The following is a 22,236-nucleotide window of genomic DNA, read 5'->3' as shown; positions in this document are numbered from 1 at the left end:
ATGCCACGTGTGGAGGAGTCGCCGGGCGCCGGTTCCCGGCAGACTGGGCCAATGACCTCCGCGACGCAGGATCACCGGGTGCGCGATCCGCGTCGGAGACCTCCGGCGTGGGTGCACGACGTGGTCGCCGCGGTCCTCATCATCGCCTCGGCGTTCATCCCGTTCCCCAATGCGGAGTTCCGGCCGGGCAGCCCGCTCGTCGTCGCCCTGGTCGTCGCGCCCGCGCTCCTGCTCCCGCTCCGCCGACGCTGGCCCATCCCGGTGCTCGCTGCCGTCATCGCCTGTTACGGTGCGGCGGCGATCACGGGGACACTCGCTCCCGGTGTCGTGATCGCGGCCGCGATCGCGATGTTCGGGGTGGCCGTGCGCTCCGCGCGTCGGACGACCCTCATCACCGCCGTCGCGACGATGGTCGCCGTCGCCCTCCTCAGTCTGCTCGCGTCGATCGGCAGCTTCGATCCGCGGACGGTGCAGTTCGCGGTGATGATCGCGTTCGCCGCGGCGGCCGGCGACGGGACGCGATCGCGCCGCGCGTACATCCTGGCGATCACCGAACGCGCGGAGCGGGCCGAACAGACCCGTGAGGCCGAGGCGAGGCGTCGGGTGACCGAGGAGCGGCTGCGGATCGCGCGCGACCTCCACGACACCGTCGCCCATCAGATCTCGGTGATCAGCCTGAACGCCGGGGTGGCGTCGAGCTCCCTGGAGTCGCGGCCGGAGAAGGCGAAGGAGGCGCTCGTCTCGATCCGCCGGGCGTCACGGACGGTGCTCGGCGAGATCGGTGACCTGCTCGAGGTCCTGCGGAGCGACGGCGGGGACGCCGGCGCAGGCTCCCGTGGAACGCTGCCGCAGCCGGGACTCGACCGGCTCGACGCATTGATCGCCGAGTTCACCACCGCAGGCCTCGACATCACGACACGGATCGACCCCGACGCACCAGAGCTGTCGGCCGCCACGGACACGGTCGCGTACCGCGTCGTCCAGGAGGGGCTGACGAACGCACTGAAGCACGGTCCTGAGCGTCGTGCGCACGTGCTCGTCGAGGGCGGCGACGGGAGGATCGTCGTCAGCGTGAGCAATCCGACGGCCCCCGGCGTCCCGCGTGAGCAGGCCGACGCGGCGCCGACCACCGGGCACGGACTCCTCGGCATCCGCGAGCGCGTCGCCGCCGTCCGCGGGGCCGTCGACGTCGGCGCGACCCCGGGCGGCTGGCGGCTGTCCGCGAGCCTCCCGACCGGCGAGCCGACGCACCCCGGTCCGACACACCCGGCCCCGACGCACCCCGAGGAGTCCCCCGCATGACCACCGTGCTCGTCGTCGACGACCAGTCGCTCATCCGCCAGGCCGTCGCCGACATCCTCTCCTCCGAGGCCGACCTCGAGGTCGTGGGCGAAGCCGTGGACGGCGCGCAGGCGGTGTCTCTCGCCCGCGAGTTGCGACCGGACGTCGTGCTCATGGACATCCGCATGCCCGTCCTCGACGGCATCGGCGCGACCACCGCGATCTGCGCGGACCCCGACCTCGCGGACACCCGGGTCCTCATCCTCACCACGTTCGAGGAGGACGAGAACCTCATCGCGACTCTGCGCGCCGGCGCGAGCGGGTTCATCGGCAAGGGCTCGGAGCCCGAGGACATCGTCCGCGCCGTGCGCGCGGTGCACGCCGGCGACGCACTCCTGTCCCCCGCCGCGACCCGGAGTCTCATCACCAGGTACGTCGTCGCTGCGGACGAACCGACGAGCCCGCGCCAGGTCCCCACCGAGCTGGCGCTCCTCACCGAGCGGGAGCTGGAAGTGTTGCTCCTCGTGGCCCGCGGCCGATCCAACCAGCAGATCGCCGACGACCTCGTCATCTCACCGCACACCTCGAAGACCCACGTGAACCGCATCATGACGAAGGTCGCCGCCCACGACCGCGCCCAGCTCGTCATCCTCGCGTACGAGAGCGGCCTGCTCCGGCCCGGCGCCGACGACTGAACCGGTCGCTCAGGGAGCAGAGGAACGCCGAGCGCAGAGGATACGACAGCCGCCGGACATCCTCAAGCGCGAACGGCGGATCGCTCTCGACCGTAGCCTCGTCCGGATAGACGAGACCCGAACCGTCTGTACCGATGCAGCTCCCTCAGCCTGGCGTCGGTGTGGTTGCGGGGCGAGGCCACGGCCCGCCCCGCAACCGCGCGGAGCCGGTACTGTCGTCGTGTCCACGTCGCCGCTCGGCACCGGGACCCAGCAGACGAGGAAGCACGATGGCCGGATCCCCCACAGCCCGACAGTCGGCGAGCACGCTGCCGGCCCTCACGCCCGGGCCGCACCGCCGCCACCTCGGCCTGATCTCGATCGTCGCCTGTTTCGGCGGCCTGCTCTTCGGGTACGACACCGGCGTCATCAACGGCGCACTGCGACCGATGACCGCGGAGCTCGGCCTCACCCCGCTCACCGAGGGTGTCGTGACGAGTTCACTCGTCTTCGCGGCCGCCGTCGGTGCGCTGCTCGGCGGGCGGGTGTCGGACGCCTGGGGCCGACGTCGGAGCATCATCGTGCTGGCCGTCCTCTTCTTCGTCGGCACGCTGGTCGTCGTCTGCTCACCGAACGTCGAGCTCCTCGTCGCCGGTCGCATCCTTCTCGGTCTCGCCGTCGGCGGTGCCTCCGCCGTCGTCCCGGTCTACCTGGCGGAGCTCGCTCCGTATGAGATCCGCGGGTCGATCACCGGCCGGAACGAGGTCGCGATCGTCCTCGGACAGTTGTCGGCGTTCGTGATCAACGCGGTCATCGGCACCGTGTTCAGCGAGCACACGAGCGTCTGGCGCATCATGTTCGCCGTCTGCGCCCTCCCGGCGGTCGCGCTGTTCGTCGGCATGCTGCGGATGCCCGAGTCACCGAGGTGGCTCGTCGACCACGGTCGCCGCGAGGACGCCCTGGACGTCCTGCGGACCGTCCGCTCCGACGACCGCGCCGTCGCCGAACTCGCGGAAGTGGAGGCGTCCATCACCGCGCAGCGCGACCAACACCGGATCGGGCTCGGGGCCGTCCTCCGCAACCCGTGGCTCGTGCGCATCCTGCTCGTCGGTGTCGGCGTCGGGATCGCCCAGCAGCTCACGGGGATCAACTCGATCATGTATTACGGGCAGACCGTGCTCGTGGAGTCGGGCTTCGACGAGAGTGCCGCACTCATCGCCAACATCGCGCCCGGTGTCATCGCCGTCGTCGGCGGCTTCATCGCCCTCACCTACATGGACCGACTCGACCGACGGAAGACGTTCGTCATCGGCTTCTCGCTCACGACCGCGTGCCATCTACTCATCGGCTTCTCCTCGATGGTGCTCGAGCCGGGCGACCCGATGCGTCCCTGGGTCATCCTGTTCCTCGTGGTCGTGTTCGTCGGCTCCATGCAGACGTTCCTCAACGTGGCGGTCTGGGTGTACCTCGCCGAGGTCTTCCCGCTCCAGATGCGCGGCCTCGGCATGGGTGTCTCGATCTTCATGCTCTGGGTCGCAAACGGGTTCCTGGCGCTGTACTTCCCGTCCCTGGTCGACGGCCTCGGCATCACCGGGACCTTCTTCCTGTTCGCGGGTGTCGGCGCACTCGCGCTCCTCTTCGTCGCCACCCAGGTACCCGAGACGCGTGGGCGGAGCCTCGAGGCGCTCGGTGAGGACGTGTCGACCGGCGCGATCTTCACCCGGAAGCGGTGACCTCCGACTAGCCGGTGAGGTGGTCGATGAGGATCTTGACACCGATGAGGATCAGGATGACTCCACCGGCGATCTCCGCCGGCTTGCCGAAGCGCTGACCGACGCGACGGCCGATGAAGACGCCCAGGAAGGCGAGCACGAACGTCGTCAGTCCGATGAGGACGACGGCTTCGAGGATCGAGCCGGGCAGGAACGCGAGCGTGATGCCGATGGCGAGCGCGTCGATGCTCGTGGCGAGCGCGAGGATGAGGAGTCGCCGAACGTCGATGCGGTCGGAGTCGACCTCGGTGTCCTCGTGGCTCGAGAACGCCTCCCAGAGCATCTTGCCGCCCACGAGGGCGAGCAGGCCGAAGGCGACCCAGTGGTCGACCTCGGTGATGTACCGCGCGAACTGCGTGCCGAGGAACCAGCCGACGAGCGGCATGACCGCTTGGAACAGGCCGAAGGTCCCGGCGATCACGAGCGCGTGACGCACGTTGAACCGCCGCATGTGCAGGCCCTTGGTGAGGGCGACGGCGAAGGCGTCGGCGGAGACGCCGAGCGCGATGAGGAGCAGCGGCCAGAACGTCATGTCGCGGGGTCTTCCTGTGATGCGTCCTGGACGCGGAGATGCGTTCGGGCGCCATGCCGCGAGGACCCGTCAACGTTGCCAGCGCGGTGCGGCGGCGGCAAGCCGAAATGTCCGATTGCCAGCGTTTCGCCTCGCCTAACGCGGCTGTTCGGGCGACCGCGAGGCTTGATCGATACAGCGTTTCGTGTACTGTCGTTCGCGTGACCGACACCATGACGCCGACCGCGACCCTGACGCACACTGCCGCACTCGCAAGGCTGGGGCACGCCCTGTCGGACGAGACGCGGGCACGCATCCTCCTGACCCTCCGCGAGGCACCGGCCTTCCCCTCCGACCTCGCGGACGCACTCGGCGTCTCCCGACAGGTCATGTCGAACCAGCTCGCCTGTCTCCGCGGCTGCGGCCTCGTCGAAGGCGTCAAGGAAGGACGCAACACCTGGTACCGCCTGGCGGACAGCCACCTGGCGCCGGCGCTCGACGACCTCCTCCGGCTCGTCCTGATCGTCGATCCCGCCTGCTGCTCGGGTGAGAGCTGCACCTGCGCATGAGCACCGTCGGCCTGCCGAGCCCTCGTCTCCGCGCCCAGCTGAGCCCCGCCAGACGCGCGACGCTGCAGCGCCGGATCCGCTGGATCGTCGCGGCGACCATCGCCTACAACGTCCTCGAGGCCATCGTCGCCCTGTCGGCCGGGACCGTCGCCTCATCGGCAGCCCTCGTCGGCTTCGGTCTCGACTCGATCGTCGAGGTCCTGTCCGCCGCCGCGGTCGCCTGGCAGTTCTCGAGCCCCGATCCCCATCGTCGGGAACGGGTCGCGCTCCGGGTGATCGCCCTGTCGTTCTTCGGCCTCGCCGCGTTCGTGAGCGTCGACGCCGCCCGCTCGCTGCTCGGGTTCGCCGAGGTCCAGCACTCGACCGTCGGCATCGTCCTCGCGGCGGCCAGCGTCGTGATCATGCCGGCGTTCTCGCTGTTCGAGCGCCGGACCGGCAAGGAACTCGGCTCCGCCTCCGCCGTCGCCGACTCGAAGCAGACGCTCATCTGCTCCTACCTGTCGGCCGCGGTCCTCATCGGGCTGGTCCTCAACAGCACCCTCGGCTGGGCCTGGGCGGACGGCGTCGCCGCCCTCGTCATCGCCGGCTTCGCGGTCCGTGAGGGCGTCGAAGCCTGGCGTGGAGACGCGTGCAAGCGGCCGGTCTCATCGCTCACCTCGGAGAACGCGGACACCTGCGACTGCTGCTGAGCACGCGCACCTTCCCACACGGCCGGGATACGCTGCTGGCATGCCTGCCGCCGACGACGCACCCGACGCTCCCGACATCGAAGCCCTCCTCGCCGCAGCCGCGAACGACCGCTCGAACGCCCCCGCGTTCCTGACGGCGCTCCTCGAGAGCACCGTGATCGTGGCAGGGACCGTGACCGACGACGGCATGGCGACCCTGGCTGACCTCCTCGACTCGGACGGCAGCTCGGTGCAGCCGTTCTACACCTCGAAGGCGCGCTTCCAGGAGACACTCCAGGTCGTCCCGTCGTTCGAACAGCACCTCCTCGCCCTCCCTTGCCGCGTCCTGTGGCAGATGACCCGAGGCGCGAGGCTGGTCCTGAACCCGCACTCCACGCACGGCAAGGAGTTCCTCCCCGGCGAAGTCGCCCAGCTGCTCGACGGCGAGGCGGTGCTCACACCACGCGTGGTCGAGCGCGAGACCGAGGTCATGGTGGGACAGCCGGCTCGCATCCCACCAGGGATGACCGAGACCCTGACCGCGGTCCTCGCCGAGTACGGCGAGGTCGACGAAGCGGTGCTGGGCTGGAAGGTCACCCCGCAGGAGGGCGGCACGTTCGACGAGTGCTACCTCCTCGTCATCGTCGGCACCCCGACCGCCCGTGAGACGATCAGCGGTCCCCTCGCACGGGCCCTCGCGACGTACTCGGCGAGCGTGCCGATCGACGTCATGTACGTGGCGCCTGGCGCGAAGCATCTCCTGACCAGTGTCCCGCCGTTCCATCGCCGCAAGCGAGGGTTGTTCCGGCGACGATGAGCAGTGGGCTGAGTCGAACGGTGCCCGCGGTCGCACGTGGCGCACGCGTCCTCACGATCGCCGCGCTGCTGGGCGTCCTCGCGGCGTGTAGCGCGCCGCCGTCGGGGGTGCCCACCGGGACTCAGATCGGATCCGCACCGAATGCATCGGCGGCGCTCCCACCCGCACCGACGTCCACCTTCCCGGGGCTCGCCTGCGATGCGCTCGTCCCGGACGCGGAGGTCGCATCCTTCCTGGGCGCCGCAGCCGCGCCGCAACCGCTCACCGTCGACGACGCCCCGGTCCTGCAGGACGGCGGGACCGTCTGCGCCTGGGCCGATGAGGCGGCCGGCACCTCACTGACCGTCCGACTCGTCGGAGAGGGTGTCGACCACTGGGCAACCTTCAACCACTGGTACGAGCACACCGACTGGAGCGCGAGCGTCGGCGAGATCAACGGGACGATGTGCTCGGACGGCGCCTGCTCCGTCCACGCCCTCGACGGCGAGCGGTTCATCGAGGTCGATGCGGCAGGGGTCGACGACCCGAACGGGACGCGCACGGAGGAACTGGCTCGGACAGCGCTTGCGGCGGCCCCGGTTCCGGCACCCACCGCGCCCCCGTCGTCGTCGGCACCCACCTCGCGCTCCTGCGCCACGGCGTTGCCGGTGGACACCGCGGCGGCACACCTCGGCGCAGCCGCCACCGGCGCGAGCTACGTGAGCACCGCGACACCGAGCTACCACCTCGTGCAGGACTCGCTCCAGCGGGTCGGCGGGCTCGACTGCCGACTGCTGTCCGCGGACTCCCGCGAGCTCGTCCGGTTCACGGTGCTCCCCGGAGGTGCGTGGGTGCTTCGCGAGGACAGTCCGGTCGGCGCCGTGGATGCGACTGGGAGCGAGCACTCGGCGCATGCTCGACGTGGCGACGACTGGGTGCGCCTGCAGGCCCCCGGGGCGAGCGAGGAGACGACTCGGGCCTTGTTGGCCGAGCTGCTCGGCTGAGCTCGACGTGCGTTAGAACACCGGCCGATCCGCGATGGACACGAGGACCGCGGCGATCACGGTCACGACGGTCAGCGCGATGGCGACGACCCACTGCATCCGAGGCACCGCGCGTCGGATCACGAGGGCCAGGTGCGCCAGGAGCGCGAGCACCGCCACCGCGGCGACCACAGTGCCGACCACCGCCGGCTCGAACACCGCGACCTGTTCCGTCGCGATGCCGTCGGCACCCGGCGCCTGGTACCAGATCATCGTGGTCTGCGTCGCCGCGACCAACAGGCCGAGTGCGGCCATCACGAGCAGGGCTGACGCTACGAGGATCCGTTGGACGCGGGACATGCCCCCAGTATGCCGACCGCCGGTCGCACACGGGCGAACGCCCCACCCACGGATCGTGGGCGGGGCGTTCGGTTCGTTCGATCCGGACGGGTGTCGATCCCGGCTCAGTGTCGATCCCGGCTCAGTGTCGATCCCGGCTCGGTGTCGATCCCGGGTCAGTGTCGATCCCGGGTCAGGCGTTGATCGACTGCGGGTGGTCGGTCGTGGAGTCGACGGTGATCTTCCGCGGCTTCGCACGCTCGCTCACCGGGATGATCACGGAGAGCACACCGCTGTCGTAGGACGCGGTGATGCCGTCGAGGTCGACTCCCTCGCCGAGGGTGAACTGCCGCAGGAAGTGGCCGCCACCGCGCTCGCGTGCGAGCCAGCGGACACCCTCGCGACTGTCGGCTGTGCGCTGAGCGCGGATGGTCAGCTGACCTCCGTCGACGTCGACGTCGATGGATCCGGGGTCGATGCCGGGGAGGTCGGCGACCATCATGTACCGGTCGCCGTCACGGAAGAGGTCCACCGGCATGGGCCGGGGTGCGCGCACGGAGTCCAGTACGGAGGCCGCGAAGCGGTCGAGCTGGCTGATGGGATCGAGGGTCATTGCCATGGGTGTTCTCCTTCCCTGTCGCCCGATGACGGATCGGGCTCATCGATTGTCAGTGCCCGGAAGTCACAGATCGGGTGGTTCGGATCTGCACTTCGTGGTGTAGATTTTTTATACATCCGAAACCTGATCCATTGCAACCCGTTCAAAGGAAACCTCAAGCATGGCCGATCGTGACGGCGCGACACCCGTGTACGGCATCGCCGTCGCAGCCCAGCTCGCCGGCGTCCCGGAGGCGTCCCTGCGGCTCTTCGAGAGCAAAGGCCTCCTCACCCCGTCCCGGACCGAGGGCGGCACCCGTCGCTACAGCGAGGATGACATCGAGCGACTCAAGCGCGTCACCGACCTCCGCGACGACGGCGTCAACCTCGCCGGCATCGCTCGCGTGCTCGATCTCGAGGACATCAACCAGGGACTCCGAGACCAGCTCGACGCCGACCAGGACTGAGCGTCGGGTCGATCCCACCGCCGGCAGATGGCAGCATGGAGGGATGAGCCTGCAGCGAAGCACTCCGTCCGCCCAGCACGTCGACGCCGCCGGGATCGAGGCGTTCATCACGGCCCTCGAGCACACGCCGAACGTCGAACCGCACAGCCTGATGCTCCTGCGCGGCGGGAACGTCGTCGCCGAGGGCTGGTGGGCGCCGTACTCGGCTGATCGGGTGCACCTGCTGTACTCGCTGAGCAAGAGCTTCACCTCGACCGCCGTCGGCCTCGCCGTCGAGGAGGGCCTGCTCGGACTCGACGACACGATCATCAGCCACTTCCCGGAGCTCGACGCCGAGATCACCGACCCCCGCAGCCGCGCCATGCGCGTGCGACACGTGCTCGCGATGGCGAGCGGGCACCGCGAGGAGACGATCATGCGGGCCGCTGCGATCGACCCGACGAACCTCGTCCGCGGCTTCCTGCTCCTCCCGCCCGACGAGGACCCGGGAACCGTCTTCGCGTACAACCAGCCCTGCACGTACACGGCCGCGGCGATCGTCCAGCGCGTCACGGGCGGGACGCTCACCGACTACCTGCGACCGCGGTTGCTCGAGCCGTTGGGTATCGGCGAGTTCGACTGGCAGCAGGACGACGAGGGCTTCGAGCTCGGGTACAGCGGGCTGCACGCGACGACGGAGGCGATCGCCGCACTCGGGCAGCTCTACCTGCAGGGTGGCGAGTGGGATGGGCGGCAGCTCCTGCCGTCGGAGTGGGTCGCCGAGGCGACACGATCCCACATCGCGAACGGCGACGACCCGGAGTCGGACTGGGCGCAGGGGTACGGGTTCCAGTTCTGGATGGCCCGCCACGGGTTCCGCGGCGACGGCGCCTACGGTCAGTACTGCGTCGTCCTGCCGGAGCACGACGTCGTCCTGGCGATCACGGGGCAGAGTCTCGACATGCAGGCCGTGCTGAACGCCGCGTGGGAGCACCTGCTGCCGGCCTTCGGGACCGCCGAGCGCAGCGACGCAGACCGCGGTCCGACCTCGGACGCCGATCAGTCGCTGCTCGCACGCCTGGCGGGGCTCGCCCTGCCGCCGCTCGACGCGTCGGACGAGACCGGCGCGACTTCGTCACTGCGCGAACTCGTCGGACGGACGTTCTCGGCCGCCGCCGACACCGGCCTGGCGCAGCTGACGGCGCTCGAGGTGACGGCGGGCGAGGGTGACGACATCGTGCTGGTCGTGCACGAGGGCGACGACCGGGTGGACCTCGTCCCCGGTGTCGGCGCATGGCGGACGCATGGACCGATCACGGCGAGTGCCGCCTGGGGCACCGGCGACGAGGACGGAGCGCGGGTCCTCCGCGTCGACGCGATCTTCATCGAGACACCCCACCGCATGCACCTCGAGATCGACCCGGCGTCCGGCACCTTCGACGCCTGGTGGGAGACGACGCCGCTCCGGACCTCCCGTCTCGCCGAGGTGCAGCGGCCCAGCGCGGTCGTCGCAGGCGGAGGCAAGTCGTCCTGGTGAGCTGACGCGCGCTCACGCCCGTCGACAAGCTCAGGGACCGGAGTTGTTCCGGACGGACCTCCCCGGTCACTGAGCAGACCTCCCCCGGTCACTGAGCAGACCTCCCACGGTCACTGAGCCTGTCGAAGTGCCCACGAGGACACCTCGTCCTTCCGCATGCGGGTCGACGGGGACTGTTGCACTGCAACCCGGACGCGCATCCCACTACGCTCTGACCAGCGCCGTCACGACGAGGAGACCGCATGCGAGCCGTACACATCATCGCACCGAACGAGGCCACCGTCCTCGAGCGACCGGATCCACCGGCTGGACCGGGTGAAGTCCTCATCCGGATCGAGCGCGCCGGACTCTGCGGCACCGACGTGGCACTCTTCCGCGGCACCATGCCGTACCTCGCCGACGGACGGACGACCCTGCCGCTCCAGCCCGGCCACGAGTGGGCCGGCCGAGTGGTCGCCGTGGGCGACGGCGTCAGCCTTGTGGGGCCGGGCGACCTCGTCACCGGCGACACGTTCATCGGGTGCGGCGCATGCGCTCGCTGCGCCGCCGGACACCACCACCGCTGCCCCGACCACCTCGAACTCGGCGTCCTCGGCCAGCTGGACGGCGCACTCGCGGAACTCCTCGTGCTCCCCGAGCGGGCCGTACACCGCCTCCCACCAGGTGTCGATGCGGACCTGGGCGCGATGGTCGAGCCGGCGTCGTGCTCGCTTCGCGGCATCCGACTCACCGAGACCGGCCCGGGCGACCGCGTGCTCGTCTGGGGCGCCGGGACCCTCGGCATGTTCGCCGCCCTGTTCGCCGCGGACGCCGGCGCCGAGGTGGCCGTCGCCGCGCGCCGCGAATCCGACCGGGACTTCGCCACGGGGTTCGACCTCGAGACCCGCGACCCCGCGACGCTCGGCGACGAGCGCTTCGACGTGATCATCGAAGCGACCGGCTCAGCCGAGGTCACGCGTCGGCTGCTCGACAACGCCACCGTCGGCGTCCGCATCGCACTGCTCGGGGTCCCCGACGGTGACGTCGGACTCCCGTCGGGCAGACTCATCGCCCTCGATGCCGCCGTCCACGCGGTGCTCGGCGGCTCGGCCGAGATCGACGAGGCGGCACGACGGTTTGCGCTCATGGGTGACCGGATCCGCCGACTCATCGGCACCGTCATCACCCTGGACGAGGTGCCGCGGGTCCTCGCCGAGGGACTCCCCCGCGCGAGCTCCGGCGGACCGAAGACGCAGATCCATCTCTGAGCACCTCGCCGAAGCGATGCCCTCAGGCGATGGAGGCCCGGGCGGCACGTGCCATCACGACGACGATCACGAGCTGAACGGCGAAGAGGACGGCGGTCAGCACCGCTGCGGTCATCGCCGTCGGTCCGCCTTCGAGCGGCGAGACGCCGGGGATGAAGCCGATGCCGAACACGATCAGCGCGTCGAGCAGGAACGTGGCGGACACGAGAGCTGCGAGCATGCGCGAATCTTCGGTGCGGCGCGTGGTGTCGTAGATCGTGGTCATGAAAGGTAATATATCAAACAACCTACTGAAACAAAAGTGTGAAATTCTAGTAACTGTAGTCAGGTGCGGCGACTCCCGCCTACGAGCCCTGGCGGGGATCAGACCGAGGCGCGCTCCACGAGGTCGATCGGGATCGTGGTCATCTCCGGCACTTCCTCTCCTGCGATGAGGCGGTGCAGGGTCTCGACGAGCAGCGCACCCTTGTCCGCCGTGTGCAGGTCCACGGTCGTCAACGCCGGGTAGGCGTCCACGGCGAACACGTTGTTGTCGACCGCGGTCATGGCGATCTGCTCCGGCGCCGGGATCCCCCGGTCTCGAAGCACCCCGAGCGCGCCCGTCGCCATCTGCGCCGACGCCGCGAACACCGCATCGACCTGCCGGCCGTCTGCGAGGAGCCGTTCCATCGCGCGCGCGCCGCTCGTCGGCGTGAAGTCACCCTCCTCCTCGGGTCCCGGCTCGAGTCCCGCCTCGAGGAGGGCGCGCCGCCACCCGGCACGGCGGTCGATACCGGCCGCGGTGTCGAGCGGGCCGGTGATCGTGGCGATGCGGGACCGACCGGCCTCCACCAGACGCCGGGTCGCCAGGGCGCCCGCCTCCACGTTGTCGACGTCGACGACATGTCCAGGTGGCGTCGTCTCCTCGAGCGCCCGCACCCCGAACACGACCGGGAGGGACGTCGACAGCTTCGCGTACGCCTGCATGCTCGTGTGATGCGAGAGGACGAGCGCGCCGTCCACGTTGCCGCCGGTGAGGAACCGACGGGTCTTGTCCGGGTCGACGTCGGATTCGATCAGCAGCGTCAGCGTGTAGTCGGTCGACGACGCGTACATCGCGGCACCCTGGATGACCTCGGCGAAGTAGGGGTCGGCGAAGAACTCGGCGGTGCGTTGCGGGATGACCATCGCGATCGTCTGCGCACGCCGACGCACGAGGCTGCGTGCCGCGCGGTTCGGGACGTAGTGCAGCTGCTCGACGGCCGCGGTCACGGACGCGACCGCCTCCGGCGTCACCTGGGAGGACCCGTTGATGACGCGGGAGGCGGTGGACTTGGAGACGCCCGCGAGCGCTGCCACCGCGATGAGCGTGGGGACGGTGGAGTCCGTCTCGGTGTCGATGGTGTGTCTCCTCAGTCGTGCCGGTGTGAAGACACTGTATGCGGCGCGGGCGTCATCCCTTGACCGCGCCCTGCATGATGCCCGCCACGAGCTGCTTCCCCGCGAGGACGAAGAGGATCAGCAGCGGGATCACCGAGAGCACCGCGCCAGCGAGCACGAGCGAGTGGTCCGGGGTCTGTCCGCCGCTCGCACTCAGGGCCGCGAGCGCCGTCTGCACACTCGGGTTCCGCGGACCGAGGACGAGGAGTGGCCAGAGGAAGTCGGTCCACGCGGCCATGAAGGTGAAGAGCGCGAGGACGGCCATCGCCGGTCGGGCGGCCGGCAGCGCGACATGCCAGAAGGTGCCCCACATCGACGCGCCGTCGACGCGCGCGGCCTCGATGAGCTCGTCGGGGATGACGTCGACGAGGTACTGGCGCATGAAGAACACACCGAACGCGGTCACGAGCCCCGGCAGGATCACCGCCTGGAGCGTCCCCACCCACTCCCACTCGGCCATGAGCATGAACAACGGGATGATGCCGAGTTGGGTGGGGATCGCCATCGTGGCGATCACCGCGAGGAGCAGCCCGTTGCTGGCCCGGAACTTCAGCTTCGCGAAGGCGTAGCCGGCGAGGGTCGAGAAGAACACCACCGAGACTGTGATCGCGCCCGAGATGATGACGCTGTTCGCGAGCGCCTGCAGGAACGGGGCGGTCTCGAACACCTTCGCCGCGTTGCCGAGGAAGTTCGGGCCGGGGAGGACGGCGGGCGGCACGAGGTTCGTGTCGGAGGACTGCCGACTCGAGATGACGAACGACCACCACAACGGGAACGCCGAGATGGCGAAGAACGCGATGAGGATGGCGTAGGTGAGGATGCCCGGCCGCTCGTGGTCCTTGCCCTTGCGGTACCGCGGGGCCTCCGTGGTCGCGGTCGGTTCGGTCCGCGTGCGTTCCATCAGGGTGCTCATGCTCGTCCGCCTCGCTGGTCGGTGGTGCTCGTGGTCTTCGAACGCGAGCGGGCCGGGCTGGTGCTGACGGACCGCGTCGTGATGAGGGTGTCGCGCACCTTCGGGATCCGCACCGGACGTGCGTCGTTCGTCCGGATGGCCCTGGTGATGGCGAAGTTGATCAGGCCCGCGAGGATGATCACGAGGAACAGGATCCAGGCGGTGGCGGATGCTCGACCGAAGTCCCGTCTCGGGAAGGCGAGCTCGTACAGGTACAGGACGATCGTCTGGAACTGCCGGTCGGATCCGCCGTTGCTCCGGGGGTCGAACAGCTTCGGTTCCGTGAAGATCTGCAGCCCGCCGATCGTCGAGGTGATGACGACGAAGATGAGCGTCGGGCGGATCATCGGGATCGTGATCGACCAGAACCGTCGGAGCTTGTTCGCGCCGTCCAGCGCGGCGGACTCGTAGACGTCCCGTGGGATCGCCTGCATCGCAGCGAGGAGGATGAGGGCGTTGTAGCCGGTCCACCGCCAGTTCACCATGCTCGCGATGGCGACGTGCGAGGGGAAGACGTCGAACGCCCACCGGATCGGGTCGAGCCCGAAGAGTTCGAGGAGGCCGGCGACCGGTCCGTGGTACTGGTTGAAGATCTGCAGGAAGATGACCGCGACGGCGACCGGCGCCACGATGTACGGCAGCAGGATGCTCATCCGCCAGAACGTGCGTCCACGGAGCGTTTGGTCGAGGAGGGCGGCGATCAGCGTCGCGATGACGAGCTGCGGCACCGCCGAGAGCAGGAAGATGCTGACGGTGTTGCCGAACGCGTTCCAGAAGAACGGGTCCGAGAGGACGGAGACGTAGTTGTCGAGTCCGACGAAGTCGCCCTGGCCCTTCAACAGATGCCACTCGTACAGCGACACGTTGAAGGTGTAGACGATCGGGAAGATGCCGATGAGGGCGAAGAGGATGAAGAACGGCGCGATGTACAGGTACGGCGAGGCGCGGTAGTCGAAGCGGTTCAGCTTCTGTCTGAACGTCAACGCGGCAGGTGGCCGGCGGACGGTTGCGGTGCTGGTCATGTCTCTGCCAATCCGGGAGAGGGAGCGGGAGGGGTGCCGGGGCGTCCGCGTGCGAACGGACGCCCCGGCGAGCTGCGTCGGAGAGGAGGTCAGCCGACGAGCTGGTCGAGCAGCTTGAGCGCCTCGTTCCAGGCGGTGTCACCATCGGTGATCTCGCCCTGGCTCACCCGGTCGAGGATCGGACCGAACACGTTGTCCTGGATGTTGGAGTCCTCAGGACCCTTCACCTGCGCCACGACCCCCTCCGACCGCGCGGCGAAGATCTCGCCCACCGGCGCGTCGTTGAAGAACGGGTTGGTGGAGTCCTTCACGAGCTCCTGGCCGTCGAGCGTGCTCGGGAACGGACCGGCGAGTTCGAACGATGCGGCCTGCGCCTCAGGGGATGCGAGCCAGAGGGCGAGCTCGGCCGCCTCCTCCTTGTGCTCGGAGTTCTCGGCGACGCCGAGGAACGCACCGCCCCAGTTGGCAGCGCCGCCGGGCATCACGTCGGCGAAGTCCCAACCGCTGTCGGTCGTGCCCTCGTCGTAATAGCCCTGCACGATGCCGAGCATCCAGCTCGGGCACATGTAGGTCGCGAACTTGCCCTCCTTGGCCTCCGGGCCGACGTCCCAGCCCGGAAGACCGGCACCGAGCCCGGCCTGTTCCGCCTCGACGATCTTCGCGAACTGCGCCTTCAGCACGTCGTTGCCCTCGATGTTCAGGGTCTCGCCGTCGGCCTTGTAGTAGCCCTCCTCCTGCTGGTTCACGAAGGAGTTCCAGAAGAACCGGGGGCTGTGATAGAACGCCTTCCCGGTGGCACCGACGTACTCCTCACCGACCTCGAAGAAGCGGTCCCAGGTCGCGTCCTCGCCGCCGAAGTACGCAGCGACCTCGCTGCGCTCGCTCGGCAGACCGGCTGCCGCGAACAGGTCACCGCGGTAGCAGATGCCCTGCGGTCCGATGTCGAGACCGGCGCCGATCACGCGACCGTCGGCGTCCGTGCCCTGCTCGTACTTCCAGTCCAGCCAGGTGTCCTTGACGTCCTCGATGCCGTAGTCGCGGAGGTCGACGAAGGAGTCGCTGACCTCGGAGATGGTTCCGAGCCAGCCCTCCTCGATGGCCACGACGTCGCTGAGGCCGGTTCCGGCGGCGATCTTGGCGTAGGCGTCGTCGCGCGCTGCTCCACCACCCTCCAGGTTGGTGGCCTCGATGGTGATGTTGGGGTGCTCCTCCATGTACTGCTCGTAGTTGGCGTCGACGCCCATGGTGCCGAACGTGGTGACCGAGAGGGTGATCTTCTCGTCTCCGCCACTGCCGGCGGGGGAACTGCACCCCGAGGCCAGGACGGCGAGGATCGATGCCCCCGCGATGGATGCGGCGGTGATGCCGCGGCGTTTGCTGTTCACAGTCACTCCTTTGTGTGTGCGCTTCGGTGTCGGCCGACCACCCATCCGGGATCCGCGGCGCGACGCCGTGGGAACGTTCCCACGGGCATGCAGGACACACTAAGCGCTGGGTCGGACGAGGTCAAGAGAGCGCTCTCATTTGTTGCGGAACGGGTGCACGATCGTGAACGGTCAGTGACGTCGTGGCCATCGGGCGGGTCCCCGTTCCGATTCGATCGGATTCATGATCGACTCATTGCCATGACCGGCTTCGATTCAGGCTTCCTCGACCTCGCCGACCAGCTGCAGCTCCCGGCACCGGCCGACCCCGCCGAGCTGGCGCGCCTCCGCCGGCTCGACTACACGCACTTCACCGTGCTCCTCGACCCCGACCGCCGCCTGGCAGCCGCGACCGGGGTCGACATCGACGGCGCCGCCCTCCTCGACCTCGGGCGTGGCGACGACTGGCACCTCGACGACCGCGTCCCGGTCGAGGAGCAGGCCGGCCCGGAGCTCTACGCCCGCAACGACCTCGACCGCGGCCACCTCGTACGGCGGAGGGACCCGGTCTGGGGGCCCGTCGAGATCGCCCGGCAGGCCAATGTCGACACCTTCTGCTACACGAACGCCGCCCCGCAGGCTGCGGACTTCAACCAGTCACTCGAGCTCTGGAACGGCCTGGAGGACCTCGTCCTCGAGTACGCCTCGGCCGGGCGCCGGCGACTGTCGGTCTTCACCGGGCCGGTGTTCGCCGACACGGACCCGCTCTACCGCGGCGTGCAGATCCCACGCCGGTTCTGGAAGGTGGCAGCGTGGTCGAACGACGGAGCGCTCGCGGCGAGCGGCTACCTCCTCGACCAGTCGGCGCAGCTCGACGACCTCGACCTCGACCGGTCCAGTGCGATCGACGACACGCACGAGGCCGCCGCCGTGCCCTCACTCGGCCCGTTCCGGACCTTCCAGCTGCCGATCCTCGACCTCGCGAACCTCACCGGTCTCGACTTCGGTGCCCTCGCCTCCGCCGACGTCCTCGAGCCGGCTCCCGCGACGGTGCGTCCCGACACCGACACCTGGATCGAGCTGAGCAGGCCGTCCGACCTGCGGTTCTGAGGCGGGTCCGGAACCTCGACCCAGACCCCTACCGACGCTCGAGCGCCGCGCCGATGACCCGGAGGCTCTCGATGAGCACGGCCACCTGCTCGTGGCTGAGCCCGGCGAGCATCGCGTTCTCGTCGTCCACCAGCCGCCGCATCGCCTCGTCGACCCGCTGCTGACCGAGGGTCGTCAGGACGACGATCTTGCTCCGGCCGTCGGCCTCGTTCTTCTGCCGGGCGACGAGCGAGCGAGCGGCCAGACGATCGAGCTGGCTCGCGAGGTTGCCGCTCGTGATGCCCAGTCGGGTGGCGAGGATGGACGGCGTCAGCCCGTCCGCTCCGTGCTGGCGGAGGATGGAGAGGAACTCGAACTCCCACGGCCGCAGGTTGCTCGCGGCGAACGACAGGCGTCGGACCTCCTGCAGGTGCGGCACGAGCCGGCGGAGGCGGGACACCACGTCGAGCGGTGCGAAGTCCACGTCGGGCAACGCGTTCGCCCAGGCGTCGATGACGATGTCGACGTCGTCGTCATCACCCTTCGCCATCGCCTGCCTCCCTCGCGTCCTGCCTGCACCAACGCTACCGTGGGCCGCCGCCGATCCAGACGGTGGGCGGTTCCATCCACCCTGTGCTATCGCGCACGACGAGCCGTCAGCGGACGGAGAGCGCCGCCAGGCCGTCGACGAGGAGACCGACCCCGAAGGCGAACGCCTGTGCCTGGTCCTCCTGGCCGAGCGGATCCGTCGCAGCGTCAGCCAGCACGCCGACGCTGTCGTACTGCATCCGTTGCTGCTCGTGCGACACGTGCCCGAGGATGAAGTGGAGCAGCACCGTGCCCGCACGTCGACTCGTCGCCTCGTCGAACCCGGCCACCGACACCGCGTCCGTCAGCCGGGTGAGCGCCCGCCCGGAACCGAGCCCGAGCGCGTAGGTGCTCGACACCACCTCGGCGCCGTCGCGATAGGCGAGGAGGGCGTCGCGCAGCGCCTCCGCCTCCACGCGCGTCCGCTCGCGCCAGTCGGAACCGGCCTCGGACACCGCGTCACCCGGTGCCGGGTGCGCATCGACGATCCGGTCGGCGAGCTCGGCGATGAGGGTCTGCTTGTTCTCGAAGTGCCAGTACAGCGCGCTCGGCTGGACGTCGAGCGACGCGGCGAGGCGGCGCATCGTGAGGTCGGCCAGGCCGTGATCGTCGAGGATGCGGAGGGCCACCTGAGCCACATCGTCGCGCCGATGGCGACGCACTGTTTCGGGACCGGACATGAGCACCACTATAGTGAACGCTGTTCAGGTGAACACCGTTCAGGTGCGATCCACCCGCCCCAGGCGAACCGACCATCCCGACGAAGGACCCAGCATGAGCAGACTCCGGATCGACGCGACCGACATCGCACGCATCGCCGTGTTCGCCGCCATCGTGGCCGCCCTGGGCCTGCCCGGCGCGTTCTCGGTGCTCGGCGCGGTGCCCATCACGGCGCAGACCCTCGGCGTCATGCTCGCCGGCGCGATCCTCGGCCCGTGGCGCGGCATGCTCTCCATGCTGGTGCTGCTGGCGCTCGTCGCCATCGGCCTCCCTCTCCTGTCCGGCGGTCGCGGCGGGATCGGCGTCTTCGTCGGACCGAGTGCCGGATATCTCCTCGGCTGGATCGTCGGCGTCTTCGTGATCGGGCTCATCGTGCACGCCGGCGGGAGTCGGCTGCGCTGGTGGCGCACCGCGCTCGGCGTCTTCGCCGGCGGCATCGGCGTCATCTACGCGTTCGGCATCCCGGTGCAGTCGCTCGTCACCCGCCTGCCACTCGGCGAGACCGCCCTGCAGAGCCTCGTCTTCGTGCCCGGCGACCTCGTGAAGGTCGTGCTCGCGACGGTCATCACGATGACGCTCGCCCGCGCCTACCCGCGCGCGTTCCGCAACGCGGCCGGCGCCGGCTCCACGCGTCCCGGCGAGCCCGCCCGGATCGGATGACCGTGCGTCCAGGGCACCTCGTCCCGCTGCGCGGCGGGGCGCCGACCGACCTCGTCCGTCGGGCGCTCGAGGTGCGGGCGGCCGGCGGCGTGCCGTTGATCGGCGACGACCGGTGGAGCGAGTCGTACTGGCGTTCCGTACGCGACCGCAGCACCGCGTCCGGTCCACAGCCTGGCCAGGGGTGGGCGACGCTGACCTCCGGAACCACGGGCGAGCCGCGCATCGTGCTCAGGACCGCCGCGTCGTGGGCGGACTCCTTCCCGGCCGTCGGCGCGCTGCTCGACCTCGGGCCGGACGACGTCCTGGCGCTGTCGTCGCCGCCCGCGTCGTCGCTGTCGCTGTTCTCGGTCGCCCATGCGGCCGCCGTCGGTTGCTCGCTCGCCCTCCCGACCACCCACGCGCTCACCCCCGACGACGCCCGTGACGCGACCCGGTTCCACGGGACCCCGAACGGCCTCCGGGCACTGCTCGACGGCGAGGTGCCGCCCCGCCTGCGGGTGGCGTTGATCGGAGGCGCCTCACTCGACCCCGGACTCCGCGCCAGGGCGGAGGACCTCGGCATCCGTGTCGTGTCCTACTACGGAGCCGCCGAGCTCTCCTTCGTGGCGGTCGACGACGGCGCCGATCCGGATCGACCGGGCCTCCGTGCCTTCCCCGGCGTCGAGCCCGAGGTCCGCGACGACGACGTCCTCTGGGTCCGATCGCCGTTCGTCGCGACCGGGTACCTCGGGGGCTCGGGCCCGCTCCGACGCGACGGTGACTGGTCCACCGTCGGCGACCGCGCACGGATCGACGACGGGATCGTCACGCTCCTCGGCCGATCCGACGATGCGATCCTCACGGCCGCGGCAACCGTCATCCCCGCCGATGTCGAGGAGGCTCTGCGCCGACTCGACGAGGTGGACGACGCCGTCGTGCTCGGTCTGCCGAACGCCGGGGTCGGATCGCTCGTGACGGCCGTGTTGGAACTGCACCCGGGCGCGCGTCCGACCCGCGCGATGCTTCGCGACGCCCTCGCACCGCTGTTGCCGCCGACCCATCGGCCCCGACGGTGGTTCGTCGTCGACGAGCTGCCCCGCACCGTCACCGGCAAGGCAGCCCGCGCGGAGCTCGCCGATCGTCTCGCGGCAGGGACGGTGGCGTCCCTTGTCTGAGTCGCACGCCCTCCCGCGCATCGTCGCGGCCCGACGGACGCCGATCGCGACGCGCGGGCGCGCCCTTGCCGCACTCACGGTCGAGCAGCTGGCGGTCCCCGTCGTCCGCGCCGTGCACGACGATGCGACGCACGTGCTGGGCCTGCCGCCGGTGGTGGCGGACGTCGTCCTCGGGAACTGCATGGGCCCCGGCGGCAACCCGGCCCGCGTCGCCGCGCTCGGGGCCGGCCTCGGCTTCGACGTTGCAGGGCTCACCGTCGACCGGCAGTGCGGCAGCGGCCTCGCGGCGATCATCGAGGCGTCCACGGCGATCAGCGCCGGCGACCATCGGCCACGGATCGCCGGCGGGGTCGAGAGCGCGTCGACCGCGCCGACCCGTTCCGTCGACGGCGTCGCCTACGCACGCGCACCGTTCGCACCGGCGGGATGGCACGACCCCGACATGACCCGCGCCGCGGAGGACCTCGCCGAGCACGACGGGATCTCCCGCGAACGCCAGGACGCCTACGCGGCGCGGAGCACGCACCGTGCGGCGAGCGCCGTCGCCGCCGGACGGTTCACCGACGAGCTCGTGCCGCTGGTCGGGGCGGCGGAGCAGGACGAGGCGCCGCGCCGCGGGATCGAGCGTCTGCTCCCCCGGTTCACGCCGCTCTTCACCGACGGCTCCCTCACCGCAGGCAACACCTGCCGGGTGAGCGACGGAGCGGCTGCCGTGCTCGTCGTGCCCGGCGGGCCCGCCCACGGGAGCACGACGCCCGGCCTCGCCGTCCGGGCACACGCCGTCGTCGGCTGCGACCCGGCACTCCCGGGGATCGGGGCCGCGCCGGCGATCCTCGACACTCTCGATCGGGCCGGCGTGGACCTCGCGCAGGTCGCCGCGTTCGAGATCGTGGAGGCGTTCGCGGCCCAGACGCTCGCCGTGCTCGACCGACTCGGTGTCGCCGAGGACGACGAGCGTCTCTGCGCCGACGGTGGCGCCCTCGCGCTCGGTCATCCGTGGGGCGCGAGCGGTGCGGTCGCCGTGGTCCGCCTGTTCTCGCGGCTCGTCCGCGGCGGGGCTCCGGCGGGCACGATCGGGGTGGCGGCGGCCTCGGTCGGCGGCGGTCTCGGCGTCGCCGCGGTGTTCGAGGTCGTGCGATGATCGGGGACATCGACCAGTCATCCGCCATCCGTCTCGACGGCGTCACCGCTCGTCTCGGCGACACCGTCGCACTCGACGACGTGACGCTTCACCTCGACGACGCGCGCATCGCGGTCATCGGCGCGAACGGCTCGGGCAAGTCCACGTTCGCCCGGCTCGTCGGCGGCCTCACGCGAGCGACCGTCGGCAGCGTCCAGGTCCACGGCGTCGACGCCGCGAAGGACACGGCGACCCTTCGACGACTCGTCAGCATCGTGTTCAGCAACCCGGACGCACAGATCGTCATGCCGACGGTGGCGGAGGACGTCGCGTTCTCCCTCCGCGGCACGAAGGCGTCGAAGGCCGACATCGCCGCGCAGGTCGCCGATGCGCTCGACGAGTTCGGCCTGACTGCCCTCGCCGACCGGTCCGCCTACGAACTCTCCGGCGGCCAGAAGCAGCTGTTGGCGCTCTGCGGGGCCGTGATCCGCCGGCCGGCGCTACTCATCGCCGATGAACCCACCGCCTACCTCGACGCCCGCAACAGCGCCGCCGTCGCCGATCACCTCCTCCACCCCGAGGCAGGCCATCAGCTCCTCCTCGTCACCCATGACCTGGAGCTCGCCGCCCGCTGCGACACCGCGCTGCTCTTCGACGGTGGGCGGGTCGTCGCGCAGGGAGCACCGGACGACGTGATCGCGGCCTACCGCGCGAGTCTGCGGGCGTGA

At 70.2% G+C, this 22,236-nt stretch carries 25 protein-coding genes; 15 read left to right on the top strand and 10 right to left on the bottom strand.

Annotated features, from left to right (window positions below):
* The first annotated feature begins 51 nt into the window (after positions 1-51).
* From ACLIME_RS15985 to ACLIME_RS15975, 3 genes are all read left to right on the top strand, one after another.
* Positions 52-1,302: a histidine kinase gene (locus ACLIME_RS15985; RefSeq protein ID WP_411557527.1), complete on the top strand. Its 1,251-nt coding sequence runs from the start codon at positions 52-54 to the stop codon at positions 1,300-1,302.
* Positions 1,299-1,976, top strand: a complete 678-nt coding sequence (locus ACLIME_RS15980) for a response regulator (protein ID WP_411557526.1) — start codon at positions 1,299-1,301, stop codon at positions 1,974-1,976. Before ACLIME_RS15985 ends, ACLIME_RS15980 begins: the two co-directional genes overlap by 4 nt.
* Before the next feature lie 269 nt (positions 1,977-2,245).
* A complete protein-coding gene (locus ACLIME_RS15975) occupies positions 2,246-3,688 on the top strand; it encodes a sugar porter family MFS transporter (protein ID WP_411557525.1) in 1,443 nt (480 codons plus the stop codon).
* Positions 3,689-3,695: 7 nt separating this feature from the next.
* Here the strand turns inward: ACLIME_RS15975 and ACLIME_RS15970 are convergent, their stop codons facing one another.
* On the bottom strand, positions 3,696-4,259 hold the full coding sequence (locus ACLIME_RS15970; protein ID WP_192004221.1) for a manganese efflux pump MntP family protein: 564 nt from the start codon (positions 4,257-4,259) through the stop codon (positions 3,696-3,698).
* Between the two features lie 212 nt (positions 4,260-4,471).
* Here ACLIME_RS15970 and ACLIME_RS15965 point away from each other — a divergent pair, with 212 nt between their 5' ends.
* The 4 genes from ACLIME_RS15965 to ACLIME_RS15950 are packed head-to-tail and all read left to right on the top strand — an operon-like array spanning position 4,472 to position 7,275.
* Positions 4,472-4,807 (top strand): ArsR/SmtB family transcription factor, encoded by a 336-nt coding sequence (locus ACLIME_RS15965; RefSeq protein WP_079706164.1) that lies wholly within the window; start codon positions 4,472-4,474, stop codon positions 4,805-4,807.
* Positions 4,804-5,496 (top strand): cation diffusion facilitator family transporter, encoded by a 693-nt coding sequence (locus tag ACLIME_RS15960; RefSeq protein WP_411557524.1) that lies wholly within the window; start codon positions 4,804-4,806, stop codon positions 5,494-5,496. Before ACLIME_RS15965 ends, ACLIME_RS15960 begins: the two co-directional genes overlap by 4 nt.
* A gap of 40 nt (positions 5,497-5,536) precedes the next feature.
* Positions 5,537-6,292, top strand: coding sequence for an enhanced serine sensitivity protein SseB C-terminal domain-containing protein (locus ACLIME_RS15955; RefSeq protein ID WP_411557523.1), 756 nt, complete (start codon positions 5,537-5,539; stop codon positions 6,290-6,292).
* A 20-nt stretch (positions 6,293-6,312) separates the two neighbouring features.
* Positions 6,313-7,275, top strand: a complete 963-nt coding sequence (locus tag ACLIME_RS15950; RefSeq protein ID WP_411557522.1) for a hypothetical protein — start codon at positions 6,313-6,315, stop codon at positions 7,273-7,275.
* A 12-nt stretch (positions 7,276-7,287) separates the two neighbouring features.
* Here the strand turns inward: ACLIME_RS15950 and ACLIME_RS15945 are convergent, their stop codons facing one another.
* Positions 7,288-7,614: a hypothetical protein gene (locus tag ACLIME_RS15945; protein ID WP_411557521.1), complete on the bottom strand. Its 327-nt coding sequence runs from the start codon at positions 7,612-7,614 to the stop codon at positions 7,288-7,290.
* A 172-nt stretch (positions 7,615-7,786) separates the two neighbouring features.
* Positions 7,787-8,212: an Hsp20/alpha crystallin family protein gene (locus ACLIME_RS15940; protein WP_071261327.1), complete on the bottom strand. Its 426-nt coding sequence runs from the start codon at positions 8,210-8,212 to the stop codon at positions 7,787-7,789.
* Between the two features lie 160 nt (positions 8,213-8,372).
* Between ACLIME_RS15940 and ACLIME_RS15935 the strand changes: the two genes are divergently transcribed.
* The 3 genes from ACLIME_RS15935 (at position 8,373) to ACLIME_RS15925 (ending at position 11,420) form a co-directional block, all read left to right on the top strand.
* Positions 8,373-8,657, top strand: coding sequence for a MerR family transcriptional regulator (locus tag ACLIME_RS15935; protein ID WP_079704638.1), 285 nt, complete (start codon positions 8,373-8,375; stop codon positions 8,655-8,657).
* Positions 8,658-8,700: 43 nt separating this feature from the next.
* On the top strand, positions 8,701-10,173 hold the full coding sequence (locus tag ACLIME_RS15930; RefSeq protein ID WP_411557520.1) for a serine hydrolase domain-containing protein: 1,473 nt from the start codon (positions 8,701-8,703) through the stop codon (positions 10,171-10,173).
* 242 nt (positions 10,174-10,415) lie between these two features.
* Positions 10,416-11,420: a zinc-dependent alcohol dehydrogenase gene (locus tag ACLIME_RS15925; protein ID WP_411557519.1), complete on the top strand. Its 1,005-nt coding sequence runs from the start codon at positions 10,416-10,418 to the stop codon at positions 11,418-11,420.
* Between the two features lie 22 nt (positions 11,421-11,442).
* Here ACLIME_RS15925 and ACLIME_RS15920 read toward each other — a convergent pair whose 3' ends face one another.
* The 5 genes from ACLIME_RS15920 to ACLIME_RS15900 all read right to left on the bottom strand — a co-directional run bounded on the left by ACLIME_RS15920 (position 11,443) and on the right by ACLIME_RS15900 (position 16,204).
* Entirely contained in the window at positions 11,443-11,685 is a 243-nt protein-coding gene (locus ACLIME_RS15920; protein WP_274499091.1) for a hypothetical protein, read from the bottom strand.
* 98 nt (positions 11,686-11,783) lie between these two features.
* Positions 11,784-12,758 carry a LacI family DNA-binding transcriptional regulator gene (locus tag ACLIME_RS15915; RefSeq protein ID WP_411557518.1) on the bottom strand — a complete coding sequence of 325 codons (975 nt, stop codon included), beginning with the start codon at positions 12,756-12,758 and terminating at the stop codon, positions 11,784-11,786.
* 94 nt (positions 12,759-12,852) lie between these two features.
* Positions 12,853-13,752 (bottom strand): carbohydrate ABC transporter permease, encoded by a 900-nt coding sequence (locus ACLIME_RS15910; protein ID WP_411557517.1) that lies wholly within the window; start codon positions 13,750-13,752, stop codon positions 12,853-12,855.
* Positions 13,749-14,813, bottom strand: a complete 1,065-nt coding sequence (locus tag ACLIME_RS15905; protein WP_192019902.1) for a carbohydrate ABC transporter permease — start codon at positions 14,811-14,813, stop codon at positions 13,749-13,751. Before ACLIME_RS15905 ends, ACLIME_RS15910 begins: the two co-directional genes overlap by 4 nt.
* 89 nt (positions 14,814-14,902) lie before the next feature.
* On the bottom strand, positions 14,903-16,204 hold the full coding sequence (locus ACLIME_RS15900; protein WP_124768237.1) for an ABC transporter substrate-binding protein: 1,302 nt from the start codon (positions 16,202-16,204) through the stop codon (positions 14,903-14,905).
* 234 nt (positions 16,205-16,438) lie between these two features.
* On the opposite strand from ACLIME_RS15900, the gene ACLIME_RS15895 reads away from it, so the two are divergent.
* A complete protein-coding gene (locus tag ACLIME_RS15895; protein WP_411557516.1) occupies positions 16,439-17,287 on the top strand; it encodes a DNA/RNA non-specific endonuclease in 849 nt (282 codons plus the stop codon).
* 28 nt (positions 17,288-17,315) lie between these two features.
* Here the strand turns inward: ACLIME_RS15895 and ACLIME_RS15890 are convergent, their stop codons facing one another.
* Together ACLIME_RS15890 and ACLIME_RS15885 are read right to left on the bottom strand one after the other, a co-directional pair.
* Positions 17,316-17,816: a MarR family winged helix-turn-helix transcriptional regulator gene (locus tag ACLIME_RS15890; RefSeq protein ID WP_079704629.1), complete on the bottom strand. Its 501-nt coding sequence runs from the start codon at positions 17,814-17,816 to the stop codon at positions 17,316-17,318.
* Between the two features lie 106 nt (positions 17,817-17,922).
* Entirely contained in the window at positions 17,923-18,534 is a 612-nt protein-coding gene (locus ACLIME_RS15885) for a TetR/AcrR family transcriptional regulator C-terminal domain-containing protein (protein WP_159877011.1), read from the bottom strand.
* 94 nt (positions 18,535-18,628) lie between these two features.
* Here ACLIME_RS15885 and ACLIME_RS15880 point away from each other — a divergent pair, with 94 nt between their 5' ends.
* Genes ACLIME_RS15880 through ACLIME_RS15865 form a run of 4 tightly spaced genes read left to right on the top strand, consistent with a single transcriptional unit; the run spans position 18,629 to position 22,236 of the window.
* The gene (locus ACLIME_RS15880) at positions 18,629-19,234 is read left to right on the top strand and encodes a biotin transporter BioY (RefSeq protein WP_191940156.1); all 606 of its coding nucleotides are present in this window, start codon (positions 18,629-18,631) and stop codon (positions 19,232-19,234) included.
* On the top strand, positions 19,231-20,388 hold the full coding sequence (locus ACLIME_RS15875) for a class I adenylate-forming enzyme family protein (RefSeq protein WP_411557515.1): 1,158 nt from the start codon (positions 19,231-19,233) through the stop codon (positions 20,386-20,388). The genes ACLIME_RS15880 and ACLIME_RS15875 overlap by 4 nt, the downstream gene beginning before the upstream one ends.
* The gene (locus ACLIME_RS15870) at positions 20,381-21,529 is read left to right on the top strand and encodes a thiolase family protein (RefSeq protein ID WP_411557514.1); all 1,149 of its coding nucleotides are present in this window, start codon (positions 20,381-20,383) and stop codon (positions 21,527-21,529) included. The genes ACLIME_RS15875 and ACLIME_RS15870 overlap by 8 nt, the downstream gene beginning before the upstream one ends.
* Complete coding sequence (locus ACLIME_RS15865) at positions 21,526-22,236, top strand: energy-coupling factor ABC transporter ATP-binding protein (protein WP_411557513.1); 711 nt, start codon at positions 21,526-21,528, stop codon at positions 22,234-22,236. The genes ACLIME_RS15870 and ACLIME_RS15865 overlap by 4 nt, the downstream gene beginning before the upstream one ends.

Origin of the sequence: Plantibacter sp. MPB07 (genome assembly GCF_046619465.1) — a bacterium.
Lineage (GTDB): Bacteria > Actinomycetota > Actinomycetes > Actinomycetales > Microbacteriaceae > Plantibacter > Plantibacter auratus.
Note: the sequence above shows the minus strand (reverse complement) of the source record. Positions and strands in the feature narration are given on the sequence as shown.